The 22,116-nt window shown below is 72.1% G+C and carries 21 protein-coding genes; 3 read left to right on the top strand and 18 right to left on the bottom strand.

Features of this window, described 5'->3' with window-relative positions; translation table 11 throughout:
- Positions 1–425: 425 nt before the first annotated feature.
- From ACFXAE_RS00800 to ACFXAE_RS00850, 11 genes are all read right to left on the bottom strand, one after another.
- Positions 426–1,295, bottom strand: coding sequence for an alpha/beta hydrolase (locus tag ACFXAE_RS00800; protein WP_384706231.1), 870 nt, complete (start codon positions 1,293–1,295; stop codon positions 426–428).
- Positions 1,296–1,458: 163 nt separating this feature from the next.
- Complete coding sequence (kynU, locus tag ACFXAE_RS00805; RefSeq protein ID WP_384706233.1) at positions 1,459–2,661, bottom strand: kynureninase; 1,203 nt, start codon at positions 2,659–2,661, stop codon at positions 1,459–1,461.
- Complete coding sequence (locus tag ACFXAE_RS00810; RefSeq protein WP_384706235.1) at positions 2,654–3,487, bottom strand: tryptophan 2,3-dioxygenase family protein; 834 nt, start codon at positions 3,485–3,487, stop codon at positions 2,654–2,656. The genes kynU and ACFXAE_RS00810 overlap by 8 nt, the downstream gene beginning before the upstream one ends.
- A gap of 157 nt (positions 3,488–3,644) precedes the next feature.
- Positions 3,645–4,058, bottom strand: coding sequence for a DUF3151 domain-containing protein (locus tag ACFXAE_RS00815; RefSeq protein ID WP_384706237.1), 414 nt, complete (start codon positions 4,056–4,058; stop codon positions 3,645–3,647).
- Between the two features lie 17 nt (positions 4,059–4,075).
- A complete protein-coding gene (locus ACFXAE_RS00820) occupies positions 4,076–5,545 on the bottom strand; it encodes an MFS transporter (RefSeq protein WP_384706239.1) in 1,470 nt (489 codons plus the stop codon).
- A gap of 63 nt (positions 5,546–5,608) precedes the next feature.
- On the bottom strand, positions 5,609–6,640 hold the full coding sequence (gene fbaA, locus ACFXAE_RS00825; protein ID WP_384706241.1) for a class II fructose-bisphosphate aldolase: 1,032 nt from the start codon (positions 6,638–6,640) through the stop codon (positions 5,609–5,611).
- A 184-nt stretch (positions 6,641–6,824) separates the two neighbouring features.
- A complete protein-coding gene (pyrE, locus tag ACFXAE_RS00830) occupies positions 6,825–7,373 on the bottom strand; it encodes an orotate phosphoribosyltransferase (RefSeq protein ID WP_384706243.1) in 549 nt (182 codons plus the stop codon).
- 10 nt (positions 7,374–7,383) lie between these two features.
- On the bottom strand, positions 7,384–8,172 hold the full coding sequence (locus tag ACFXAE_RS00835; protein ID WP_384706245.1) for an aldose 1-epimerase: 789 nt from the start codon (positions 8,170–8,172) through the stop codon (positions 7,384–7,386).
- 439 nt (positions 8,173–8,611) lie between these two features.
- A complete protein-coding gene (locus ACFXAE_RS00840) occupies positions 8,612–9,493 on the bottom strand; it encodes an SRPBCC domain-containing protein (RefSeq protein WP_384706247.1) in 882 nt (293 codons plus the stop codon).
- 86 nt (positions 9,494–9,579) lie between these two features.
- Positions 9,580–11,253, bottom strand: a complete 1,674-nt coding sequence (locus ACFXAE_RS00845; protein ID WP_384706249.1) for a polyamine aminopropyltransferase — start codon at positions 11,251–11,253, stop codon at positions 9,580–9,582.
- Between the two features lie 133 nt (positions 11,254–11,386).
- Positions 11,387–11,905, bottom strand: a complete 519-nt coding sequence (locus ACFXAE_RS00850) for a DUF2617 family protein (protein ID WP_384706251.1) — start codon at positions 11,903–11,905, stop codon at positions 11,387–11,389.
- 771 nt (positions 11,906–12,676) lie between these two features.
- Here ACFXAE_RS00850 and ACFXAE_RS00855 point away from each other — a divergent pair.
- Positions 12,677–13,870, top strand: a complete 1,194-nt coding sequence (locus tag ACFXAE_RS00855) for a pyridoxal phosphate-dependent aminotransferase (protein ID WP_384706253.1) — start codon at positions 12,677–12,679, stop codon at positions 13,868–13,870.
- Between the two features lie 19 nt (positions 13,871–13,889).
- On the opposite strand, the gene ACFXAE_RS00860 is transcribed toward ACFXAE_RS00855, so the two are convergent.
- The 5 genes from ACFXAE_RS00860 to ACFXAE_RS00880 all read right to left on the bottom strand — a co-directional run bounded on the left by ACFXAE_RS00860 (position 13,890) and on the right by ACFXAE_RS00880 (position 17,183).
- Positions 13,890–14,276, bottom strand: a complete 387-nt coding sequence (locus tag ACFXAE_RS00860; RefSeq protein ID WP_384706255.1) for a toxin-antitoxin system, toxin component, PIN family protein — start codon at positions 14,274–14,276, stop codon at positions 13,890–13,892.
- Entirely contained in the window at positions 14,266–14,922 is a 657-nt protein-coding gene (locus tag ACFXAE_RS00865) for a DUF433 domain-containing protein (RefSeq protein ID WP_384706257.1), read from the bottom strand. Before ACFXAE_RS00865 ends, ACFXAE_RS00860 begins: the two co-directional genes overlap by 11 nt.
- 97 nt (positions 14,923–15,019) lie before the next feature.
- Positions 15,020–15,892: a hypothetical protein gene (locus ACFXAE_RS00870; RefSeq protein ID WP_384706259.1), complete on the bottom strand. Its 873-nt coding sequence runs from the start codon at positions 15,890–15,892 to the stop codon at positions 15,020–15,022.
- Between the two features lie 282 nt (positions 15,893–16,174).
- Positions 16,175–16,357, bottom strand: coding sequence for a DUF397 domain-containing protein (locus ACFXAE_RS00875; RefSeq protein WP_384706261.1), 183 nt, complete (start codon positions 16,355–16,357; stop codon positions 16,175–16,177).
- Positions 16,269–17,183 carry a Scr1 family TA system antitoxin-like transcriptional regulator gene (locus ACFXAE_RS00880; RefSeq protein WP_384706444.1) on the bottom strand — a complete coding sequence of 305 codons (915 nt, stop codon included), beginning with the start codon at positions 17,181–17,183 and terminating at the stop codon, positions 16,269–16,271. The genes ACFXAE_RS00875 and ACFXAE_RS00880 overlap by 89 nt, the downstream gene beginning before the upstream one ends.
- Before the next feature lie 175 nt (positions 17,184–17,358).
- On the opposite strand from ACFXAE_RS00880, the gene ACFXAE_RS00885 reads away from it, so the two are divergent.
- A complete protein-coding gene (locus tag ACFXAE_RS00885; RefSeq protein WP_384706263.1) occupies positions 17,359–17,838 on the top strand; it encodes an ATP-binding protein in 480 nt (159 codons plus the stop codon).
- A 265-nt stretch (positions 17,839–18,103) separates the two neighbouring features.
- Here ACFXAE_RS00885 and ACFXAE_RS00890 read toward each other — a convergent pair whose 3' ends face one another.
- Positions 18,104–18,634: a YbjN domain-containing protein gene (locus ACFXAE_RS00890; RefSeq protein WP_384706265.1), complete on the bottom strand. Its 531-nt coding sequence runs from the start codon at positions 18,632–18,634 to the stop codon at positions 18,104–18,106.
- A gap of 176 nt (positions 18,635–18,810) precedes the next feature.
- Positions 18,811–21,408: an ATP-dependent chaperone ClpB gene (clpB, locus tag ACFXAE_RS00895; RefSeq protein ID WP_384706267.1), complete on the bottom strand. Its 2,598-nt coding sequence runs from the start codon at positions 21,406–21,408 to the stop codon at positions 18,811–18,813.
- Positions 21,409–21,536: 128 nt separating this feature from the next.
- On the opposite strand from clpB, the gene ACFXAE_RS00900 reads away from it, so the two are divergent.
- Complete coding sequence (locus tag ACFXAE_RS00900) at positions 21,537–21,953, top strand: pyridoxamine 5'-phosphate oxidase family protein (protein WP_384706269.1); 417 nt, start codon at positions 21,537–21,539, stop codon at positions 21,951–21,953.
- Positions 21,954–22,116: the final 163 nt, after the last annotated feature.

A 22,116-nucleotide genomic window follows, 5' to 3' on the forward strand; every position in this document is an offset into this window, starting at 1 on the left:
GCACCGACCGCTTCCGCCGTCCGCGGGCAGCCGTGCCACCACTCCCGCGAGCAGCCGCATCCCCGCTCCCCCGGGCAACCGTGCCACCACTCCCCCGGGCAACCGCACCACCGCTCCCGCGGGCAGTCGTGCCGCTGGGGCGGCACGGGTGGGCGATGGGGGTCCCCCCGCTCGAGCGAAGCCGAGAGTGGGGGAGGCACCCCGCCGGCGCCGGGCCGCGCGACCCACCCCCGGCCCCCTCCAACGCGGGGTACCCCTCACGCTCGCGCACCATGGTGGTCGTACCTCCCCGTCCGCCCGGCCATCGGGCTTACTGGAAAGGGAAGTTACGGAGCCGTCCGGGTAACCCGCGTCCCGCCGGGGGACTCACCTGAGCGGTAGCTCTCAGGTACTACGGGTATGACCGGGCGGAGCCACGGGAGGGCTCACCAGGCGAGCTGGGCGATCTCCTCCGCCACCACCGCACACGCGTCCGCCGCCGGATCGATCAGCGGGAAGTGCCCGACGTCCTCCAGCAACGTCAGCCCCACCACCTCACCGGCCTTCGCCGCCGCCTCCGCGTACGCCTCGGCGACCGCCTGCGGAACCACGGTGTCGGTACGCCCCTGCACCAGGGCCGTGGCGATCCCGGTGGGCAGCAGCAGTCCGGGATCGGCATGCGGCCGGCGCTCGGCGAAGTGATCGTCCCCGCCCAGCAGTTGCCGCGCCGCGCCCCCGCACACGTCCAGCTTGTCGGCGACCTCGAAGTCCGCGATCGGGGCGAGGGCGACGACACCGCGCAGCGGTGCGGGCCCGTCCGTGCGCCAGGGAGAGCCCGCCGGCAGGACGTGCCGTGCGGCGGCCCACAACGCCAGGTGACCACCGGCCGAGTGACCGGTGAGCACGATCCGCCGCGGGTCGGCCTGCGGCACCCGCTCCCGCACCAGCCCCGGCAGCGCGTCCATCGCGGCGGCGACGTCGTCGAAGGTGTCGGGCCACCGCCCCGCGACCGGATCACCACCGCCCGGCTCCCCCGTCCCGCGCCGGTATTCGACACTGGCCACGGCGAAGCCCCGCCCGGTCAGGAACGCCGCGAAAGGGCTGATGTGACGCCGGTTGTACGGCGCGCGCCAGGCGCCGCCGTGCAGCACGACCACCACCGGCGCGGGCCCGCCCTCCCCACGCGGCACGTAGAAGTCGACCAACTGGTCCGGGTCGTCGCCGTAAGCCACCGTGGCGTCGGGGTCCACGGACGGGTGGGAGAAGGCCGACTCCTCCTCGGCGGCGGCCCGGGCGGCTGCGACGTCGTCCGTCATGCCTCAACCTCTCAGCGGTGCAAAGTAAGTGACGGACCATGCGGGAACGCGGCCGTTTGGCCGGGACGGTATCAGCACGCCCACGTGCGCCGACATGGGGATGTCACGCTCGGTCAGCGGGTCCGGGGGGTGACACCGTACGACGTCACCCCCCGGCCCCCGCCTACGCCAGTACCTCCGCCAGCACCCGCGCCGCCCGCTCCACGTCCGCGAATCCGACGTACAGCGGGGTGAAGCCGAAGCGGAGCACGTCCGGGTGGCGGAAGTCGCCGACCACGCCCCGCTCGATCAGCCGCTCCATCACGTCCCCGGCGTCCGGACAGCGCAGGGCGATCTGGCTGCCCCGCTCACCGTGCGCACGCGGCGTCACGCACTCGACCCTGCCCTCGGGGACGTACTCCTCGACGCACTCCAGGAAGAAGTCGGTCAGCGCGAGGGACTTGGCCCGCACCGCGTCGACCGTCACCCCGTCCCAGACCTCGAGGGCCGCCTCCAGGGCGAGCATGGAGAGGATGTCCGGGGTGCCGACCCGCCCGCGCACCGCGCCCGCCGCCGGCTCGTACGCGGGGCTCATCCCGAAGGGCTCGGCGTGCGAGTTCCACCCCGGCAGCGGCGAGTCGAAGCGGTCCTGCAGGTCCCCGCGCACGTACAGGAACGCCGGTGAACCGGGACCGCCGTTCAGGTACTTGTAGGTGCAGCCGACCGCCAGGTCCACGCCGTGTTCGTCCAGGCCCACCGGCAGCGCGCCCGCGCTGTGGCACAGGTCCCAGACGACGTACGCCCCCGCCGCGTGCACGGCGGCCGTCAGCGACGGCAGGTCGTGCAGCCGGCCGGTGCGGTAGTCGACGTGGTTGAGCAGTACGGCGGCCGTACGGTCACCGAGCGCGGCCGGCACCTCGGACGGTGTCACCGGGCGCAGCGTGCAGCCGGTCATCCGGGCCGCCGACCCGGCGATGTAGCCGTCCGTGGGGAACGTGGTCGCGTCGACCACGATCTCGTCCCGCCCGGGCCCCCCGCCGTCCGTCAGCCGTGCCAGCCGCACCGCGCCCACCAGCGCCTTGAACACGTTGACACTGGTCGAGTCGCCGACCACGACCTGTCCGGCCGCCGCGCCGACCAGCGGCGCGATCCGGTCGCCGATCCGTTCCGGCGCCGTCCACCAGCCGCCCTCGGTCCAGGACCGGATCCGCAGCTCGCCCCACTGCCGGCGCACCACGTCCTCGACCCGGCCGGGGACGGCGGCCGGCAGCGCGCCCAGCGAGTTGCCGTCGAGGTAGACGACGTCGTCGAGGACGAACTCGCCCCGCTTGGCGGCCAGTGCGTCGGCCCCGTCGAGCTTCTCCGCCCGCACCCCCGGCTCAGACATGGGACCGCGCCGTCCACAGCTCGGGGAACACGCTCTTCTGCGCCCGCTTCTCCAGCCAGGCCACCCCGGCGGAACCGCCGGTGCCGGTCTTCGCGCCCATCGCGCGCCGGGTGGCGACCAGGTGGTCGTTGCGCCAGCGCCACACCAGTTCGGCGACATCGGTGAGCACCTCGCCGAGACGGGCGACCTCGTCCCGTTCGTCGCCCGCGTAGACGGCCGTCCAGACGGCCTCCACCTCCGCCGAGGGCTCGTACTTCCGCGACACGTCGCGCCGCAGGACGTCGTCCGGGATCGCGTGCCCGCGCCGGGCGAGCAGCCGCAGCGCCTCGTCGTACAGGCTCGGCTCGTGCAGCGCCTTCTCCAGCTCGGCGTGCACCCGCGGCGCGCCCCGGTGCGGGACCAGCATGGACGCGGACTTGTCGCCGAGCAGGAACTCCATGCGCCGGTACATCGCCGACTGGAAACCGGAGCCCTCGCCGAGGGCGCCCCGGTAGGAGTTGAACTGTGCCGGGGTGAGTCCGATCAGCGGCTTCCAGGAGGCGTTCAGCGCCTCCAGCTCCCGCCGGGACCGCTTCAGCGCGTCGACCGCGGTCGGGACGTCGTCCTCGCGCAGCGCCTTCGCCGCGGTCTCCCACTCGTGGACGATGACGGTGAACCACAGCTCCATGACCTGGGTGGTGACCAGGAAGACCATCTCGCCGGGATCGTCGGAGAGGGTGTGCTGGAGGTGGGTGAGGACGTCGGCCTTGACGTAGTCCTCGTAAGGGGTCGTTCCCTCGAAGTCGAGATGCGGGGTCTCGGGCTGCTCGTGAGCCTCGTGGGACATCGCTGTCTCCTGTACATGTACTCCGGGTAGCGGTCCGCCCCTGCCGTTACCGGCACGGGGGCCCCGGTCCCCACGGTGCATCCTGCGCAATCGTCCCCCACCACCGCAAGGCCCGCCCGCTCACGGGCGGGCCCCGGAGACATCACAGGTCGGCCGGTCAGCCCAGGACCTGGGCCGCCGTCGGCGAGGAGTCCTTCAGGAACTGCGCGCAGCGCTCGTACTCCTCCTGCTCGCCGATCGCCTGCGCGGCGCGGGCGAGGGCGTGCAGGGCGCGCAGGAAGCCGCGGTTGGGATCGTGCTCCCACGGCACGGGGCCGTGGCCCTTCCAACCGTTGCGGCGCAGCGCGTCCAGTCCGCGGTGGTAGCCCGTACGGGCGTACGCGTACGACTCCACGACGCTGCCCCGCTCGAAGGCCTCGTCGGCCAGCCGGGCCCAGGCCAGCGACGAGGTGGGGTACTGGGCCGCGACGTCGGCGGGCGTGGTGCCCGACGCGAGCAGCTCGCGCGGGCCCGGGTCGTCGGGGAGGTGGGTCGGGGGCGGGCCCCCGAGGAGGTTCTCGTGAATGGACATGGGTCCAGTCTCGTACATCAGCGAGGCCGGCTCCCGTCCCCCTCCCCCGCTTCCAGCGGCGGCACCGCCACGCTGCCGTGGGTGTGGCACTCGGGGTGCCGGCAGTCCGGTGCCGGGCGGCGTACGGTCGCCCAGGCGATCGCCGAGCCGACCACCAGGACGCCCGCGCACAGGACCATCGCCCGCCGGAACGCCTCGTCGAAGGCGTCGGGGAGGCGGTACGCCTCCGGGCCCATCCCGGCGAGCAGCGGCAGCGCGGCCACCGCGACCAGGCCGGCCGCGCGGGCGGCGGCGTTGTTGATGCCGCTGGCCAGGCCCGCCCGCGCGGTGTCCACGGAGGCGAGGACGGTCGCGGTGAGCGGTGCGACCAGGGTGACCATGCCGAGGCCGAGCACCAGCAGCGCGGGCAGCACCTCGGCGGCGTAGGAGGCGTCCGGGCCGACCCGCAGCATCAGCAGCATCCCGGCGGCGCACAGCAGCGGGCCGACGGTGAGCGGGACGCGCGGGCCGATCCGGTCGCCGAGTTCGCCGGAGCGGGCGGAGAGCAGCAGCATCAGGGCGGTCGTGGGCAGCAGCGCCGTGCCGGCGGCGAGCGCGGACCAGCCGACGACGACCTGGAGCTGGAGCGCGGCGAGGAAGAAGAAGCCGCCGAAGGCCGCGTACACGCACAACGTGACCACGTTGACCGCCGAGAACTGGCGGGACGCGAAGATGTCGAGCGGCATCATCGGGTGCGGGCGGCGCTTCTCGACGAGGACGAAGGCGACCGCGGCGGCCAGCCCGGCGACCGCGGTGACCGCGACGAGCGGGGAACCCTCGTCGGCCTCGATCAGCGCGTACGTCACCAGCGCGAGGGCGATCGCGCCGAGGGCGGCGCCGAGGACGTCGAACCGGCCCTCCGCCTTGCCGCCCACCGACTCCGGCACGTGGCGTACCGCGACGGGGGCGCACAGCAGGGCGAGCGGCACGTTGAGGAGGAACACCCAGCGCCAGCCGGGGCCGTCCACCAGCCAGCCGCCGACGAACGGGCCGACCGCCGCGCCGATGCCGCCGAAGCCGGACCACAGCCCCACCGCGCGGCCCCGGTCGTCGGGGTGGAAGGACGCCTGGATGAGGGCGAGCGAGCCGGGGGTGAGCAGCGCCCCGCCGACGCCCTGGAGGGCGCGGGCGGCGATGAGGACGCCGGCGTTCGGGGCGAGCCCGCACAGCAGGGACGCCACGGCGAACCACAGCACCCCGATGACGAACACCTTGCGCCGCCCGAACCGGTCGCCCAGCGCACCGCCGAGCAGGATCAGCCCGGCCAGCGTGACCATGTAGGCGTTGACGGTCCACTGCAGCGCGGCGAGGTCGGCGTCGAGGTCGCGGCCGATGCGCGGGAGGGCGACGTTGACCACGGTGGAGTCGAGCAGGGCCATGCTGGAGCCGAGCACCGTGGTGAGGAGGATCCACTTGCCCTGCGGTGAGGACAGCCGGACGTCGGGCATGCGGCGAGCATACGGAAGAACCCGGCACCGCGAGCGGTACCGGGCTTCCGTGGTGCGGGCGGGTTACTTGATCCGGGTGCCCGTCGAGCGCAGGTTCTGACAGGCCTCCAGGACGCGGGCCGACATGGACGCCTCGGCCAGCTTGCCCCAGGTGCGCGGGTCGTAGGTCTTCTTGTCGCCGACCTCGCCGTCGACCTTCAGGACGCCGTCGTAGTTGCGGAACATGTGGTCGGCGACCGGACGCGTGAACGCGTACTGGGTGTCGGTGTCGATGTTCATCTTCACGACGCCGTTCTCCAGCGCGGTGAGGATCTCCTCCGGGGAGGAGCCGGAGCCGCCGTGGAAGACGAAGTCGAACGGCTGGGAGCCGGCCGGCTTGCCGTACTTGGCGGCGACGCCCTCGTTGAGCTCCTTCAGCAGCTCGGGACGGAGGACGACGTTGCCCGGCTTGTACACGCCGTGCACGTTGCCGAAGGACGCGGCGAGCAGGTAGCGGCCCTTGTCGCCGAGGCCGAGGGCCTCCGCGGTGCGGACCGCGTCGTCGACCGTGGTGTAGAGGGAGTCGTTGATCTCGTGGGTGACGCCGTCCTCCTCACCGCCGGTCGGGGTGATCTCGACCTCCAGGATGATCTTCGCGGCGCGGGTGCGCTCGAGGAGCTCCTGGGCGATGGACAGGTTGTCGGCGAGGGTCTCCGCGGAGCCGTCCCACATGTGGGACTGGAACAGCGGGTTGCGGCCGGCCTTGACGCGCTCCTCGGACACCGCGAGCAGCGGACGGACGTACCCGTCGAGCTTGTCCTTCGGGCAGTGGTCCGTGTGCAGGGCGATGTTGACGTCGTACTTCTCGGCGACGATGTGCGCGAACTCGGCGAGCGCGACCGCGCCGGTCACCATCTCCTTCTTGTGCTGGCCGCCCAGGAACTCGGCGCCGCCCGTCGAGATCTGGACGATGCCGTCGCTCTCCGCCTCGGCGAAGCCGCGCAGTGCCGCGTGCAGGGTCTGGGACGAGGTGACGTTGATGGCCGGGTAGGCGAACTTCTCCGCCTTCGCCCGGTCCAGCATCTCGTTGTAGACCTCGGGAGTTGCGATGGGCATCTGTCCGCTCCTTAGACGTGCGGTGTGGCGTACTGCGTACGGTCGGCCCTGACCTGGAACCTTGGATGCGACGTCATTGTCGGGGCCATCTTCCCAGACTTGCCCGTCCGGTCGGCGGCGCAGGTCAAGTCGTTATGCGGAGGATGTCGGGGGTGCCGGGGAGGTGTCGGGGCGCCCTGCGGTCTCAGTCGAGGCCGAGCTCGTCCTTGGCGTAGGCGAACAGGTACGGCACCCCGGCGCCCTCCCGGATCTTCTCGGCGGCGCCGGTCGCCCGGTCGACGATCGTCGCGACGGCCACGACCTCGGCGCCGGCCTCGCGCACGGCCTCGACGGCGGTGAGCGGGGAGCCGCCGGTGGTGGAGGTGTCCTCGACGACCAGGACGCGGCGGCCCGCGATGTCCGGGCCCTCGACGCGCCGCTGCAGCCCGTGCGCCTTGGCGGCCTTGCGCACGACGAAGGCGTCCAGCTTCCGGCCGCGCGCGGCGGCGGCGTGCAGCATGCTCGCCGCCACCGGGTCGGCGCCCATGGTGAGCCCGCCGACCGCGTCGAACTCCAGCCCGTCGGTCAGGTCCAGCAGCACCTGCCCGACCAGCGGGGCGGCCTCGCCGTCGAGGGTGATGCGGCGCAGGTCGACGTAGTAGTCGGCCTCCAGACCGGAGGAGAGGGTCACCTTGCCGTGCACCACGGCCTTGTCCTTGATCTGCTGCAGCAGCGCGCCGCGTACTTCGCTCATGACGGCCAGCTTAGAGGCGGGTCCAGGTCCAGGTCGTCGAGGCCTCCAGCGGCTCCAGCGGGGTGACCAGGCGCGGGTGGGTGTTCAGCCCGTTCGGCGGCCCGGTCTGCGGTTCCACGCACACGGCCTCGCGCTGCTCGTCGTAGACCACGACCCACTCCTCGCGGCTGGTCACCTTCAGCTCCAGCTGCCCCGGCCAGGTGAGGGTGACGTCGACGCCGCCGGGCATCCCGAAGCAGTCGTCCCACGGTCCGGGCTTCGGCTCGATCCGACGGCCCGTCGGCAGGTGGTCGTCCCCCCGCTCCTCCTGCCAGGCGGGCGCGAAGCCGATCGCCACGTCCTCGCCGCCGAGGTCGCGGTTGAACCACGGGTGCCAGCCGATCTGCGCCGGGAAGGACGACTCGTACGTCTCCACGCCCATCGTCAGCGTCAGCGAGTCCCCGGTCAGCGCGATCCGCTGGGTGACGCGCCCGGGGTACGGCCACGGCTCGACGAGGTCGTACGTGAGCACGGCCTCGTCGGTGCCCTTGCGCGCGGTGCGCCAGGCGGCGTCGCGGGCGGTGCCGTGGATGGCGTTCGGCGGGGCGTTGAGCGGCATCTGCCGCACGGTCGCGCCGTCCCGGAACAGCCCGTCACGGATCCGTCCGCACCAGGGCACCATCGGGAAGCACCCGAACCGCTCCCCCTGCCGCAGCAGCTCGACGCCCCCGACCCGCAGCCCTCCGACCCGCCCGCCGTTCCCCGGCAGCACGGTCGCCTCCGCGTCACCCGCGGTCAGCGTGATGTCTCCGTTACTCACGCGACGACCCTACTGGGGTGATCGAGAGGGCGTCGCCACACCGACTCCCCGCCGTCCCCACGGGCAACCGCTACCGCCCAACCGCAGGCAACCACTACCGCCCAGCCGCAGGCAGTCGTGCCGCCCAGCCGCAGGCAGCCGCTACCGCCCAGCCTCGGGCAGTCGTGCCGCAGGGCCGCGGGCAACCACTACCGCCCAACCGCGGGCAGTCGTGCCGCAGGGCCGCGGGCAACCGCTACCGCCCAACCGCGGGCAGTCGTGCCGCAGGGCCGCGGGCAACCACTACCGCCCAACCGCGGGCAGTCGTGCCGCAGGGCCGCGGGCAACCACTGCCGCCCAGCCGCGGGCAGTCGTGCCGCAGGGCGGCACGGGTGGGCGCGACAGCACCCCGCAAGCGCCGGGCAGCGCGACCACCCCCCGGCCCACAAAGCGGCAGGGGTCAGCGGTGCCTACGGAGCGCCCTGATCGCGACGACCGCCGAGGCGACCACCAGCGCCGCCGCCGGCGCGGCCCAGCGCAGAGGCGTGGTGGACGCGACGGTCTGCGGGGCGGGAACGGGCGCGTAGCGGCCACGCGGCGGAGCATGGTCCACTTCCTCCGCGCTACGCCCGATCATCGTCCGCCGGGCGTGCGCCGCTTCGGCCACGGAGTCCTCCTCTCCGAGGGAGGACGGCGGAACCTCCGCATCGAAGACGGGCGGCGGGACGTCCTCCACGTCCGGAGCGGGCGGCGGGACGTCATCCGCGTCCGGAGCCGACAGCGGAGCGTCATCCGCGTCCGGAGCCGGCGGCGGCGGCGCGTCATCCGCGTCCGGCGTGGTGTCGAAGTCGGTGGTGGCCCGCGGTTCGAAGTCCCCCGCCGACAACAGCTCGGGCGACTCCGGACCTGAGGCCCGCTCCGCCGCGTCGGCGCCCAGGTTCTCCGCGAAGCGGTTCAGCAGGCGGGACACCGCCGAGGCCACCGCGTCCGGCGGGAGTTCCGTGACCCGGCCGTCGGCCGTCGCCGTGCCCTCGACCGTGAGGGTGGTGCCGCCCTCCGTGTCCCGCAGGCGCAGCTGCAGCGCGAGCCTCACCGAGCCGCTGCCGCGGGCCTCCGCCGCGTCACCCTCGACGGCGTAGGAACCGTCGTCCCGCGCGGACACCCGTACGGCACCCCGATAGGTGACGGAGTGGCTGCCCACGCGGACCTTCAGCCGGCCGGCGACGGGATCCGCACCCGCGTCGTGCTGGAGCCCGGGCACCGCCCGGGCGACCCGCGCGGGGTCGTCCAGCACCTCCCTGAGCCGCTCCGCCTCGATGGGAACGAACACCTCGTGCTCCATGAGTGCGGAGCCTACCCACGCAACGCCGGGCCGCACCCCCGTCGGCGGGAAGTCGCGGCGCGTCGGCGCGGAACACGGTAGGGGGCTCAGTCGGTGTACCGGGGGTGCACCAGTGTGGACGGCGGCAGACCGGTGACCCGGGTGCGCTCGGCCGCCCGGACGTCCGCCGCGAGGGAGGCGTCGGTGAGCGTGCGCGGACGCGGTCCGGCGGGGTCGAGGCGTGGCTCGGGCAGGCTGCGGGCGGCCAGGACGAACCCCCAGTCGCGGTGGGCGTGGGCGGTGGCCGTGGCACCCCGGTCGGGGCCGGCGGCGAAACCGGTCCGCCGGCCGCTCACCCGGTACGCGGCGGTACGCAGCCCCGCCGCGCGGAGCGTCGAGTCCACCGTCCAGAAGTCGCGGGGGCGGGAGGACACGGCGCCCCCGTGCACCACGAGCCGCCCGCCGGGCGCCAGCACCCGCCGGGTCAGCCCGTAGAACTCCTGCGCGTACAGCTTGGTGCTCGCGGCGATCCCGGGATGCGGCAGATCCGAGACGACGACGTCGTACCCCGCCGGAGGCGCCCCGCGCAGCCAGTCGAAGGCGTCCCCGGTCATCACGCGCACGCGCGGGTCGGCGAGGGCGTGCGCGTTCAGCGCGGACAGCGCCGGATCACGGCGGGCCAGCCGCACCACGCCCGCGTCGATCTCGACGACGTCGACCCGGTGGACGCCGGTGTGGCGCAGCACCTCGCGGACGGCCAGCCCGTCACCGCCGCCGAGGACGAGCACGCGGGTGTGCGGCCCGTGCATCGCGGGGTGCACCAGCGCCTCGTGGTACCGGAGTTCGTCCCGGCCGCTGACCCGCAGCCGTCCGTCGAGGAACAGGTTCAGGGGCCGCCCGTCCCGCCCGCCGGTGAGCAGCACCTCCTGGACGTCGGTCTGCAGGGTCACGCGTACGTCGGAGCCGTACATGGCGTGCCGGGCGGCCCGCTCGAAGTCGTCGACGAGGACGGCGGCCGAGGCGAGGACCACGAGCACGCACACGTTGGCGGCCGTCAGCAGCCGGCGGGCGCGCCGCGTGAGGTCCTGCCGGAACAGCCCGAGCACCAGCGCCCCGCCGACGACCGCGTTGACCGCGCCGGTGATCAGCGCGCCGGTCAACTGGCCGAGCAGCGGCAGGAGGAGGAAGGGAAAGGCGAGCCCGCCGACGAGCGCGCCGACGTAGTCCGCGGCGGACAGGTCGGCCACCGCGCCCCCCGCGTCCTGCCGGCGGATCCGCTGGATCAGCTCCATCAGCAGCGGCACCTCGGCCCCGATCAGCAGCCCGGTGGCGAGGGAGAAGGCGACCAGCAGCACGCGCGGGCCGCTCGCCCACACGCCGCCCCAGTCACCCGTCCAGGCGAACACGGCGTACAGCGCCATCGCGCTGCACCCGCCGACGAGGGCGAGGACCGCCTCGACGGTGCCGAAACCGGCCGCCGCGTACCGCCGCAGCCGTTTCGCGGCCAGGGACCCGATGCCCATCGCGAAGACCATCACGGACAGCACGACCGACGCCTGGGTGACCGAGTCGCCCATCAAGTACGTGGCCAGCGCGACCAGTTCCAGCTCGTACACGAGTCCGCAGGCCGCACAGACGAACACACCCGCGAGGACCAGGAACCGCCCGGTCCCCTGCCGCACCGGCAGCCGCAGCGCACTCCCCGCCTCACCGACGGGACCACCCGGCCCGTCCCAGGACTGCGCGGAGCCGGGCGGCGCGGGGGCCTGCGGTTCGATCACCCAAGTGACGTTACGTTACGCCTCCACCGCATTACGTCACCCACACGTGTGGTCTTTGTTTACACCTGCCCGATATCGGTACGAGCAATGACTCCCCCGGCCCCGGCCCTCAGCCTCCAGCCCTCAACCGGCCTCACACCGCCGACCTCACCCGCACCCCCACCCTCGTCCGCGTCGCCACCAACTGCCCCTCCTGCGGGTAGGCGTGCCAGGTCCGCCAGTGCACCTGGCCCTCATGATGCTGGGCGAGCATCGCCGTGAACGCGTGCGGACTGCCGGGGAAGACCCCGGCGAGACCCTGCGGATGGTCGGAGACCAGGGCCAGCAGCTCCTGCGCACGGCCCGCGAAGGACCCCGGGGAGAGCATCTCCACCCGGGCGGCGAACTCGTACTCCCAGTCGTCCACCCGCTTGGCCACGCCCAGCGGAAGCGGCGTACTGCTGCCCGGGATGCACGCCACCGTCTCCGAACAGAGACCCCGTTCCTCCTCCAGCAGCACCTGGTGGGACGCACCGAGCAGCCTCAACTGAAGGTTTATCCCCGCCAGTTCGAGATCGAGTGTGGCCAGCGCGGGAAGCGGCTCGCGCCCCAGGTCCCAGGCGAGGTCGGCCGCGCGCGTATCGGAGTAGGCGGTGTTCAGGGTCGTGAGCATGGATCGGCTCCGCAAGCACACAAGGAAAGGGAGACAAGGGGTCCGCGCACCCCGGCCGCACCGGGGAACTCGGCCCGTCAGCCCGGTCACCCGGCCGGAAGAAGGGTCCGCGGGGAGCCCGAGGGCTGCGTCGGTGATTTATAGGCAATCATGAACTGTGGTGCCACCACAGCGTTTTTACCCAACTTCGTGGGCTTTCCATCCCCTGGGGGGCTCCTCAGCTCAACTGTTCAACCACCGCGCACGCCCCGAGGTGACGGCGTACGCCGGTGCACCACGTCCCGGAACGACACAGCGGGGCCCGCCCAGGTGCGGACCCCGCTGTCGCGGATGCGTCGTCCCCCGCAGTGGAGGCGAGCTGCCCCGTGTCAGCCGCCTCCCCCACCGCATCCGCCGCCGCCCCCGCCCCCGCAGGACGACCCGCCTCCGCAGGACGAGCCGCCACCGCAGGACGATCCCCCGCCGGAACTCGACGACGAGCAGGACCCGCCGCTGCCTCCGCCGCCCGCCCACCAGCTGTCACGACCCCTGCCGCGACGGCCGGCGCCCACCCGCCGCGCGGGCCGGCGCGCCGCGCTCACGACCGCGACCAGCACCGCGCAGAGCACAACCAGGATGATGCCGATGACCATGGCGTCACCCTCCTCTCGTTCCCCCGTGATCCCCCGAAGCGGCCCCCCGTGGGCGCCTCGCTCACGTGTGTGACCGGGAGATGCCCTCCGCCCGCGCGGCCCAAAGCAGAGTTGAGGAACTCCAGAGCTTCGGCGCAGGATGACCGCCATGACCTCCAGCGCGCGCCCCCTCCTGAACCGCCGGCTCGCCGAGTTCGGGACGACGATCTTCGCCGAGATGTCCGCCCTGGCCCTGCGGACCGGATCCATCAACCTCGGCCAGGGCTTCCCCGACACCGACGGCCCCGAGGAGGTCAGGGAGGCCGCCGTACGGGCCCTGCGGGACGGCCGCGGCAACCAGTACCCGCCGGGCCCCGGCGTCCCCGAACTGCGCACCGCCGTCGCCGCGCACCAGCGACGCCGCTACGGCCTCACCGTCGACCCCGACACCGAGGTCCTGGTCACCGCCGGCGCCACCGAGGCGATCGCCGCCGCACTGCTCGCCCTGGTGGAACCCGGCGACGAGGTGATCGCCCTCGAGCCGTACTACGACTCCTACGCGGCCTGCATCGCCATGGCGGGCGGCACCCGCGTCCCCGTCACGCTCCGCCCCCGCGAGGGCCGCTTCCGCCTCGACCTCGACGAACTGCGCGACGCCGTCACCGACCGCACCCGCCTGCTCCTGATCAACACCCCGCACAACCCGACCGGCACGGTCCTCACCCGCGGGGAACTGACCGCGATCGCCGAGCTGGCGGTGGAACGCGACCTGCTCGTCGTGACCGACGAGGTCTACGAACACCTGGTCTTCGACGACGCCGAACACATCCCCCTGGCCACCCTCCCCGGCATGCGCGACCGCACGGTGACCATCTCCAGCGCGGGCAAGACCTTCTCCTTCACCGGCTGGAAGGTCGGCTGGATCACGGCATCCCCGGAACTGGTCACGGCGGTCCGCTCGGCCAAGCAGTACCTCACCTACGTCTCCGCGGGCCCCTTCCAGTACGCGGTCGCCGAGGCCCTCGCCCTCCCCGACTCCTACTTCACCGACTTCCGCGCCGACATGCTCACCAAGCGGAACCTTCTGGCGGCCGGGCTGGAGGAAGCGGGCCTGACGGTCCACCGCCCGTCCGGCACCTACTTCATCACCGCCGACATCCGCCCCCTGGGCGAGAGCGACGGCATCGCCTTCTGCCGCGCCCTCCCGGAACGCGCGGGCGTCGTCGCCATCCCCACGGCCGTCTTCTACGACCACCGCGACATGGGCGCCCCCTTCGTCCGCTTCGCGTTCTGCAAGAAGAAGTCCGTACTGGAGGAGGCTGCCCGACGCCTCAAGGCCGCTGGAGCCCGCTGAGCAAGAACCGTCTCCGTTCTCACGGCCAGGTGCGCTCGATGCGGTCCCGTCGTACCGCGTAGGCCGCGGGACCGCCCCTGGCCACCGCACGGTGGATGGCCTCGCGGTGTGCGTCGAATCGCCCGACCATCTCAGCGCTGGGTAGTTGTTGGTTGTCGAGGTAGAAGAGCACCGCTTCCCGTTCCAGCACCGGTTGGATCTCCAGATCCCGGCTCTTGATCCGGCCGTCCTTGGAAATCGGCACCCATGACTGGTCGAGGCCGTGAGTGATCCACTCCTCGTCGGCGATGTCCTGTGCGTCGTCGGGAAAGACGTCCCCCATGCGGTGAACAGTCCAGCCGCACGCCCTCAGCCCTTCCGCGACGCGACGTCCGAGGTTGCGGTCGAGGAAGAACTCAGGCGGCAAGGCGCACCACTGCCCTGCACAGCGCGTCCACCTGCTCGGGTGTCATGTCGAAGTCGTACGCGATGTCCTCGACGCTCTCCCCGGCCTCCCAGAGGTCGGTGATGGCCTTGACCGCGACACGGTTGGCGGCCACGACGGGCCGCCCGTGCCCGAACCTCGGGTCGATCACCACAGGGACGGACTCCGGGTACTGCCTGAGCCGCAGACTGGAGGGGAAGTCGTCGTCGGGCTCCCAGTTCAGGTAGCGGAGGTAGTCGGAGACCACCTCGTGGATGGGCGCCTGACCGTCCCGGGCCCTGCGGAGGTCTCCCAGCCCGTGCTCGACGAAGATGTCCACGCCGTCCGTCGCGATCCGCTTCGAGACAAGGCCGTAGGGGGTGTCGAAGGCGTCCCTGACGGCGGTGGCCGCTTCCCTGATCTCGCTCATCCGCAGCCCCAGGGTGCGGAGGGAGCGGAGAACGTGCGCCTCGGCCACCGCGATGAACGGCACCGAGGGCTGGCCCTTGCGCAGTGGTTCCACCTGGTGGACCAGCGGCGCCCCGGCGGCCCTGCCCTTCAGCCACGAGGTGAGCGTCGTCTGAGGAATCTCCAGGTAGGAAGCTGTTTCCGTGGGAGTCAGAAGTCCGTCCCTGAACCGGTCGGTCATGCCCCACCTCCTGCGCCTGTCGAATCCGCTGCCCGATTTCGCATCGTCGCACATCGAGTTTCCCGCCCGGGAGCCGATCGCACACCCGCCCGTCGGCTCAGCCGGCGGCAGGGAGACGGCTCCCCGACCGGCAGCTTCGGCACTGTCCGGGTTCCGGTGCGCGGAATACCTTGTCGCAGCCGTCGCAGGTCTGGAAGGGGAGGACGACGGGGCGTTCGTCACGGTGCGCCGGCGAGAGTGGCGGGACGGGCAGTGGTGTCCCGCGCAGGCGGTAGGCGAGGATGCCCGCCGGACGGGTCAGGAAGTGATCGGGGAGGCCTTCGGTCAGCAGCTTGACGATCTGCACCGTTCCCAGACCCGCCGCGAGCCACCGGGAGACGGCCGGTGCCAGCCGTGCGGCCTCCTGTACGGACAGGAGCAGCCGGGAATCGACCCGGTGCAGTGCGGTGAGTACGGCGACGGCCCGGGGGTCGGCGTCGGCGAGCGACAGCGGCGACTCCGGCTCCGTGTCGGCGGGCTGTGGCATCTCCGGCACGGCCGCGGCCGGTGCGGTGGCGGGCCGCTTCCGGGGGCCTCGCGGGGCAGGTGGTTCAGGTGGCCCGTCCGGGTCCGGGTCTTCGCCGTCCGGTACGTCGTAGAAGCAGGTCCGGGTGCGGATCCGGCCGGTGGGCAGGCGTTCGCGGCGGCGTTCCAGGTAACCGGCGGCTTCCAGCTCCCGCAGGGCCCGGGAGATCAGGATCTCGCCCTCGGTGAAGTGCGCGCACAGGGCGGCGATGCTCACGGGAGCGCCGTCGGGGAGCGAGGCGATGTAGGCCGCGACGCCGATGGTGACCGCGCTGCCGCGCCGTTGGGCGAGGGCGTTGGAGATCACGGTGAAGTCGGCGGTGAGGCGGGTGCGTACGTGGATCACGCCGGAGGTCGGAGCTCCGGCGTCGGCGCGCAGGCGCGCGTTAGACTGCGAGTCAGCCATCGGGAAGGGGCTTTCTTCCTGGTCGGTCAGGCCCTCGTTCCGGGACGGCAATCCTGGGCGGGGGCCGTATTCGTTTGTGGTTGTCGCGGCGAACGTAACCGCCCGCGTCCCGCACCTGCAAGCTGGTCACTCGGACAGGTGACGCGGGCCTTCCGACGGGGAGGGTGGGTGGGCGGGTAGTTCTTTCTCCCGGTTCTTTCAGGAGGTCAGTGGCCCACCGGACCCTCGCGGACGGGGCACCGGCGGACCCGCACAAGGGCTCCCGGCCGGTGCCCCGTTGACTCAGACGCGGTGACGACCGGCCTTCAACTCGCCTATGAAGGCGGCCCAGGAGGCGGCCTCGAAGCGCAGCGCCGGACCGTGCGGGGCCTTGCTGTCACGGACGGGGACGACGGCCCGGAACCCGTCGGCGACCTCCACGCAGTTGCCACCTTCCTGGTTGCTGTGACTGCTCCTGCGCCACACGGCGGCGTTCAGATCGGGATGGGACTTTCGCTGCACGGTTGTAGCCCTCCATCACGGATCGGATCATGTCGAGCGACATGAGTGGGGGCAGAGCTGCCGCCCGCAGCCGATCGTAGGTCAGCGCGAAACTCCTGACCTCGTCCGGATCCTCGACGAGTTGCCCGAAGTGCGCGCCTTCCGTGTAAGCGACCTCCGAACCATCTGGCATGCCGAGGACCGTGAGCGAGCCCCCCATGACTTCGTGCTCGCCCTGGTCGAACGGCAGTACCTGCACGGTGATGTGAGGTTCCGACGCGGTCCCGAGCAGCCGCGCCAACTGCTCATGCATCACCGGCTTACCGCCGACAGGGCGCCTGAGCACCGCCTCGTCGAGAACCACCCACAGCTCGGGCCGACCGGGCCTGCCGAGGCGCTTCTGCCGTCCCATCCGGACACCGACCCGCTCTTCCAACTGCTCCTCACTGCCGAGCGTTCGACCGACTTTCAGCACAGCCCGCGCGTATGCCTCGGTCTGCAACAAGCCAGGGACCACATGCGCCGCGTACTCCCGGACGGACACCGCGCGCTCCGCACAGGCGATGAACTTCCGCGACCAGTCCGGAAACGCCTCCCGGTACACGTACGGCCACAGCTCGACGAGCAGATCGTCCGCCCCGAGGGCGGCGTCCAGCGCACGTGCCAGTTCCAGCGTCGGCTTCGCCCCCGACGCCCGCTCGATCTGTGTGATCCGGGTGCTCACCACGTGCGTCCTGGCGCCGAGCTCGGCCTGGGTCAGTCCGGCCGCCGTACGGAGCCTGCGCACCCGCGCGCCGAACAGTGCCGCCATCGACGCGCTGGAGTCAATTGCGTTGGCCATAGCGTCACTTCCGTTCCTTATGCCCTGAAAGGTAATGCCGCGCCACCTGTTGAGCGTAGAGCGATCAGACGATTCTTGGGCACGGAATGTGACGACCTATATACACCGCGAGATCTTGGTGCCCGATACGCAAGGACGGAAAGCCGTGCTGACAGGAACGACCACCCACGAAGACGAGCCGCGACCAGGCCCCGCCCCCGTGGCCGCGGAGGCGCGCGAACAGTTCGTCTCCTCACCGCGGGGCGCGCGGCTCGCCCGGCGTCACGCCGTGCGGTGGATGGAGGAGTGGGGCCACCCGCCGGCGTCGGACGTGTCGTGCACGGTCGCCCTCGTCGTCGGGGAACTCGCGGCGAACGCCGTGCGGCACGGCCGGGTCCCCGGCCACGGCTTCGGCCTCCGGCTCACCCTCGACGAGCCGGCGGGCCTGGTGCGGGTCGAGGTCGCGGATGCCGCGGCCGCGAAGCGACCACCCGCATCCGCTCCCCCGTCGTGTCCCGGAGGCGAGTCCGGTCGGGGGCTGCTCCTGGTGGAAGCCCTGGCCGTGCGCTGGGGATCGGCGCCCCGTCGGCCCGTGGGCAAGACGGTGTGGGCGGAGGTGGCCACGAAGGCACCCACCCACCTGTAGAAACACGCACGCGAACCCGTCGGCGAATCGTCGCAGAACGTCGATGGGAGCGAATCTCCCGGCAGCGCGACGCGCAGACGGCGTGTCGCTCTGCCGGGAGGTTCGCTCCGATCAAGGCCCCGGACGGAAAAGGGCGCGGAGCCGCCACGCACGAAGAGCCCGGCCCCGGGGACCGGTCGCGGTGCGATCCGGTGTCCGGGACGGGCTCTCCCCGCGAACGGCGCGTACGTCCCCGTACCGCCGAAACGCCGTGCTCGGGGACGGACTACTCGTCGTCCTCGGGCTTGTCGTCCGTCTCGTTGATCTCCTGCTCCAGGCCGAGCTGCTCGACGAGCCACTTGTCGAACTCGATCGCGGCCCGCACCCAGCTGACCGTCGACGAGACGAAGTGCTCCAGGCTGACGCCCATGCCGATCAGCATCTGGGCCTCACCGATGAGGCGGACCGTGCCGTCGTCGTGGGTGTGGGTGTAGACCTTGGGCCACAGGGTGCGCCGGTTCCAGTCGTCGACGGACTCGAGCAGCTGCGGCTTCTCGTCGATCTGGTGCGGCCGGTCGTAGAACGTCCGGACGGAGAAGATCTGCTGGTCGTCCTCCCCACGGAACATGAAGTAGGTGCGGAACTGCTCCCACGGCGCCGCGAGGTCACCCTCGTCGTCGACGACGTACTTGAGCTCCATCTGGTCGAGGAGCTGCTTCACGAGGTCCTGATCCGGGACGACGGGGCCCGCCGGTCCTTGCGGCTGCGGCTCGGGCTGGCCCCCGAAATTCGGAATCGAGGACGGGTCGATGGTCACCGTGAATTTCCCTTCGTACGGATTCCGCCATCCTCCCCCATGCGGGGAGGGGGGTGGCAAGCCCCGACGGGCCTGTCAGCCGTGGGCTGACTCGATCCGGTCAATGCCGGAGTACCCGACAGGGGTCGGGCCCAACGTTCCCGGGGGAACATCGGGCCCGAAAACGGAACCGTCACTCAGAGCGACTTACCGGTGGCCGGGCCCACCAGCAGGCCGTCCTCGAAGCGGTCCACGCGGACCGTGTCGCCGTCCTTGATCTCGCCGGACAGGATCTCCCGGGCGAGGCGGTCGCCGATGGCGGTCTGGACGAGGCGGCGCAGGGGGCGGGCGCCGTAGGCGGGGTCCATGCCCTCCTCGGCCAGCCAGGCCAGGGCGTCGGGGGTGACGTCCAGGGCGAGGCGGCGTTCGGCGAGGCGGCGGGAGAGGGACTCCAGCTGGAGCTTCGCGATGCGTGCCAGTTCGGGCTTGGTGAGCGCCGAGAAGACGACCAGGTCGTCCAGGCGGTTGAGGAACTCGGGCTTGAAGGAGGCCCGGACCACCTCCAGGACCTGCTCCTTCTTCTCCGCCTCGGTGGTGAGCGGGTCGACCAGGTACTGGCTGCCCAGGTTGGACGTCAGGACGAGGATCGTGTTGCGGAAGTCCACCGTGCGGCCCTGGCCGTCGGTGAGGCGGCCGTCGTCGAGTACCTGGAGCAGGATGTCGAAGACCTCGGGGTGGGCCTTCTCGACCTCGTCGAGGAGGACGACGCTGTAGGGGCGGCGGCGGACGGCCTCGGTGAGCTGGCCGCCCTCCTCGTAGCCGACGTAGCCGGGGGGCGCGCCGACGAGGCGGGCGACGGAGTGCTTCTCGCTGTACTCCGACATGTCGATGCGGACCATCGCCCGCTCGTCGTCGAAGAGGAAGTCGGCGAGGGCCTTCGCCAGCTCGGTCTTGCCGACGCCCGTCGGGCCGAGGAAGAGGAAGGAGCCGGTGGGGCGGTCGGGGTCGGCGATGCCGGCCCGGGAGCGTCGTACGGCGTCGGAGACGGCGCGTACGGCCTCGGTCTGGCCGATGAGGCGCTTGCCGAGTTCGTCCTCCATGCGGAGCAGCTTCTGGGTCTCGCCCTCCATGAGGCGGCCGGCCGGGATGCCGGTCCAGGAGGCGACGACGTCGGCGATGTCGTCGGCGCCGACCTCCTCCTTGACCATGGTGTTCCCGGCGACCTCCTCCTCGGCCTCGGAGGCGGCCTCCAGGTCGCGTTCCAGGCCGGGGATCTCGCCGTAGAGGAGTTTGGAGGCGGTGTCGAAGTCGCCGTCGCGCTGGGCGCGTTCGGCCTGGCCGCGCAGTTCGTCGAGCTTCTCCTTCAGTTCGCCGACCCGGTTGAGGGACTGCTTCTCCTTCTCCCAGCGGGCGTTGAGGCCGCGCAGTTCCTCCTCCTTGTCGGCGAGGTCGCGGCGCAGTTTGTCCAGGCGTTCGCGGGAGGCGGCGTCGGTCTCCTTGCCGATCGCCATTTCCTCCATCCTCAGCCGGTCGACGGCGCGCTGGAGTTCGTCGATCTCGACGGGCGAGGAGTCGATCTCCATGCGGAGGCGGGAGGCGGCCTCGTCGACGAGGTCGATGGCCTTGTCGGGGAGGAAGCGGGAGGTGATGTAGCGGTCGGAGAGGGTGGCGGCGGCGACGAGGGCGCTGTCGGCGATCTGGACCTTGTGGTGGGCCTCGTAGCGGCCCTTGAGGCCGCGGAGGATGGCGATGGAGTCCTCGACGGTCGGCTCGGCGACGAGGACCTGCTGGAAGCGGCGTTCGAGGGCCGGGTCCTTCTCGATGCGTTCGCGGTACTCGTCGAGGGTGGTGGCGCCGACCATGCGGAGTTCGCCGCGGGCGAGCATGGGCTTGAGCATGTTGCCGGCGTCCATGGCGGAGTCGCCGCCCGCGCCGGCGCCGACGACGGTGTGGAGCTCGTCGATGAAGGTGATGATCCGGCCGTCGGAGTCCTTGATCTCGGCGAGGACGGTCTTGAGGCGTTCCTCGAACTCGCCGCGGTACTTGGCGCCGGCGACCATGGCGCCGAGGTCGAGGGCGACCAGCCGCTTGTTCTTCAGCGACTCGGGGACGTCGCCCTTGACGATGCGCTGGGCGAGGCCCTCGACGACGGCGGTCTTGCCGACGCCGGGCTCGCCGATCAGCACCGGGTTGTTCTTGGTGCGGCGGGAGAGGACCTGCACCACGCGCCGGATCTCCTGGTCGCGTCCGATGACGGGGTCGAGCCTGCCCTCGCGGGCGGCGGCGGTGAGGTCGGTGCCGAACTTCTCCAGGGCCTTGTACTGGCCCTCGGGGTCGGCGGTGGTCACCCGGCGGGCTCCGCGGGCCTTCTGGAAGGCGTCCTGGAGCTTCTTCGCGGTGGCGCCCTGCCGGGCGAGGACCTCGCCGGCGGCTCCGCCCTTGGCGGCGATGCCGATGACGAGGTGTTCGGTGGAGAGGTACTCGTCGCCGAGGTCACGGGCTCGGGACTGGGCGTCCGCGATGACGGCGAGCAGCTCGCGGTTGGGCTGGGGCGGCGCCACGGTGGAACCGGTGACGCTCGGCAGGCCGGCGAGGATGCGCTCGGCCCCGGAGCGTACGGCGGCCTGGTCGGCGTCGACCGCGGCGAGCAGGTCCGTGATGTTCTCGTTCTCCTGCCCGGCGAGCAGGGAGAGCAGCAGGTGGGCCGGGGTGAGGTCGGGGTGCCCCTCGGTCACGGCCCGGTTGCCCGCGGTCTGGATCGCTTCCCGGCTCCTGTTGGTCAGCTCGGCGTCCACGTTTCCGTTCTCCTCCTTGCGGTGACCCTTGAGCGGCCTTCGTGGCTGACTCGGTCAACGTACACAAACTTGAGTCTATTCCACTCAAGGTGGCGGGCGGGAGTGCGGCGGGGACTAAGTTCCGGTCCATGACCACCACGTACTCGGTAGATCCGGGCGATCCGGACGCGTCGTATCTCGGTTTCTGGCGCGAGAAGCACCTGTGCACGCTGACCACCCTCCGTCCGGACGGCACCCCGCATCTGGTACCCGTCGGGGTGACGTACGACCCCGGGGCGCGGCTCGCCCGGGTGATCACCAACGGGACGAGCGCGAAGGCGCGTCATGTGCGGGCGGCGGGGGCCCGGGGCGCGGCCGTCGCGGTGTGCCAGGTGGACGGCCGGCGGTGGGCCACACTGGAAGGGCGGGCCGTGGTCCGCACCGAACGGGAGCACGTCGCGGAGGCGGAGCGGCGGTACGCGGAGCGCTACGGGCGGACACCGCGGCCGAATCCGTCACGGGTGGTCATCGAGATCGCGCTCACGCGCGCGATGGGGCGCGGGTGAGGCCGGCCGTGCGGTTCGTACGCCGAGCGATGGCTTCCGGCCATCGCACGACCGGGCCGATACCTGGAAATGTCCCGGAAAACTGCAGCGGCGTCACCGTGTTCAGGTCACGGGGGAGCCGGGGGGGGGGGGCGCACCAGCGCGATGGTTTTAGTCGGGGGGC

The organism is Streptomyces sp. NPDC059454 (assembly GCF_042749965.1).
In the GTDB taxonomy this organism is placed as follows: Bacteria; Actinomycetota; Actinomycetes; order Streptomycetales; family Streptomycetaceae; genus Streptomyces.

Excerpts from the sequence above, each read along its gene's own strand:
- pyrE (WP_384706243.1), bottom strand. The coding sequence starts at position 7,373 with ATGAGCGAAGTACGCGGCGCGCTGCTGCAGCAGATCAAGGACAAGGCC.
- ACFXAE_RS00815 (WP_384706237.1), bottom strand. The coding sequence starts at position 4,058 with ATGTCCATTCACGAGAACCTCCTCGGGGGCCCGCCCCCGACCCACCTC.
- ACFXAE_RS00865 (WP_384706257.1), bottom strand. The coding sequence starts at position 14,922 with ATGACCGACCGGTTCAGGGACGGACTTCTGACTCCCACGGAAACAGCT.
- ACFXAE_RS00800 (WP_384706231.1), bottom strand. The coding sequence starts at position 1,295 with ATGACGGACGACGTCGCAGCCGCCCGGGCCGCCGCCGAGGAGGAGTCG.
- kynU (WP_384706233.1), bottom strand. The coding sequence starts at position 2,661 with ATGTCTGAGCCGGGGGTGCGGGCGGAGAAGCTCGACGGGGCCGACGCA.
- ACFXAE_RS00880 (WP_384706444.1), bottom strand. The coding sequence starts at position 17,183 with ATGGCGGCACTGTTCGGCGCGCGGGTGCGCAGGCTCCGTACGGCGGCC.
- ACFXAE_RS00840 (WP_384706247.1), bottom strand. The coding sequence starts at position 9,493 with ATGGAGCACGAGGTGTTCGTTCCCATCGAGGCGGAGCGGCTCAGGGAG.
- ACFXAE_RS00855 (WP_384706253.1), top strand. The coding sequence starts at position 12,677 with ATGACCGCCATGACCTCCAGCGCGCGCCCCCTCCTGAACCGCCGGCTC.
- ACFXAE_RS00870 (WP_384706259.1), bottom strand. The coding sequence starts at position 15,892 with ATGGCTGACTCGCAGTCTAACGCGCGCCTGCGCGCCGACGCCGGAGCT.
- ACFXAE_RS00850 (WP_384706251.1), bottom strand. The coding sequence starts at position 11,905 with ATGCTCACGACCCTGAACACCGCCTACTCCGATACGCGCGCGGCCGAC.
- ACFXAE_RS00900 (WP_384706269.1), top strand. The coding sequence starts at position 21,537 with ATGACCACCACGTACTCGGTAGATCCGGGCGATCCGGACGCGTCGTAT.
- ACFXAE_RS00820 (WP_384706239.1), bottom strand. The coding sequence starts at position 5,545 with ATGCCCGACGTCCGGCTGTCCTCACCGCAGGGCAAGTGGATCCTCCTC.
- fbaA (WP_384706241.1), bottom strand. The coding sequence starts at position 6,640 with ATGCCCATCGCAACTCCCGAGGTCTACAACGAGATGCTGGACCGGGCG.
- ACFXAE_RS00810 (WP_384706235.1), bottom strand. The coding sequence starts at position 3,487 with ATGTCCCACGAGGCTCACGAGCAGCCCGAGACCCCGCATCTCGACTTC.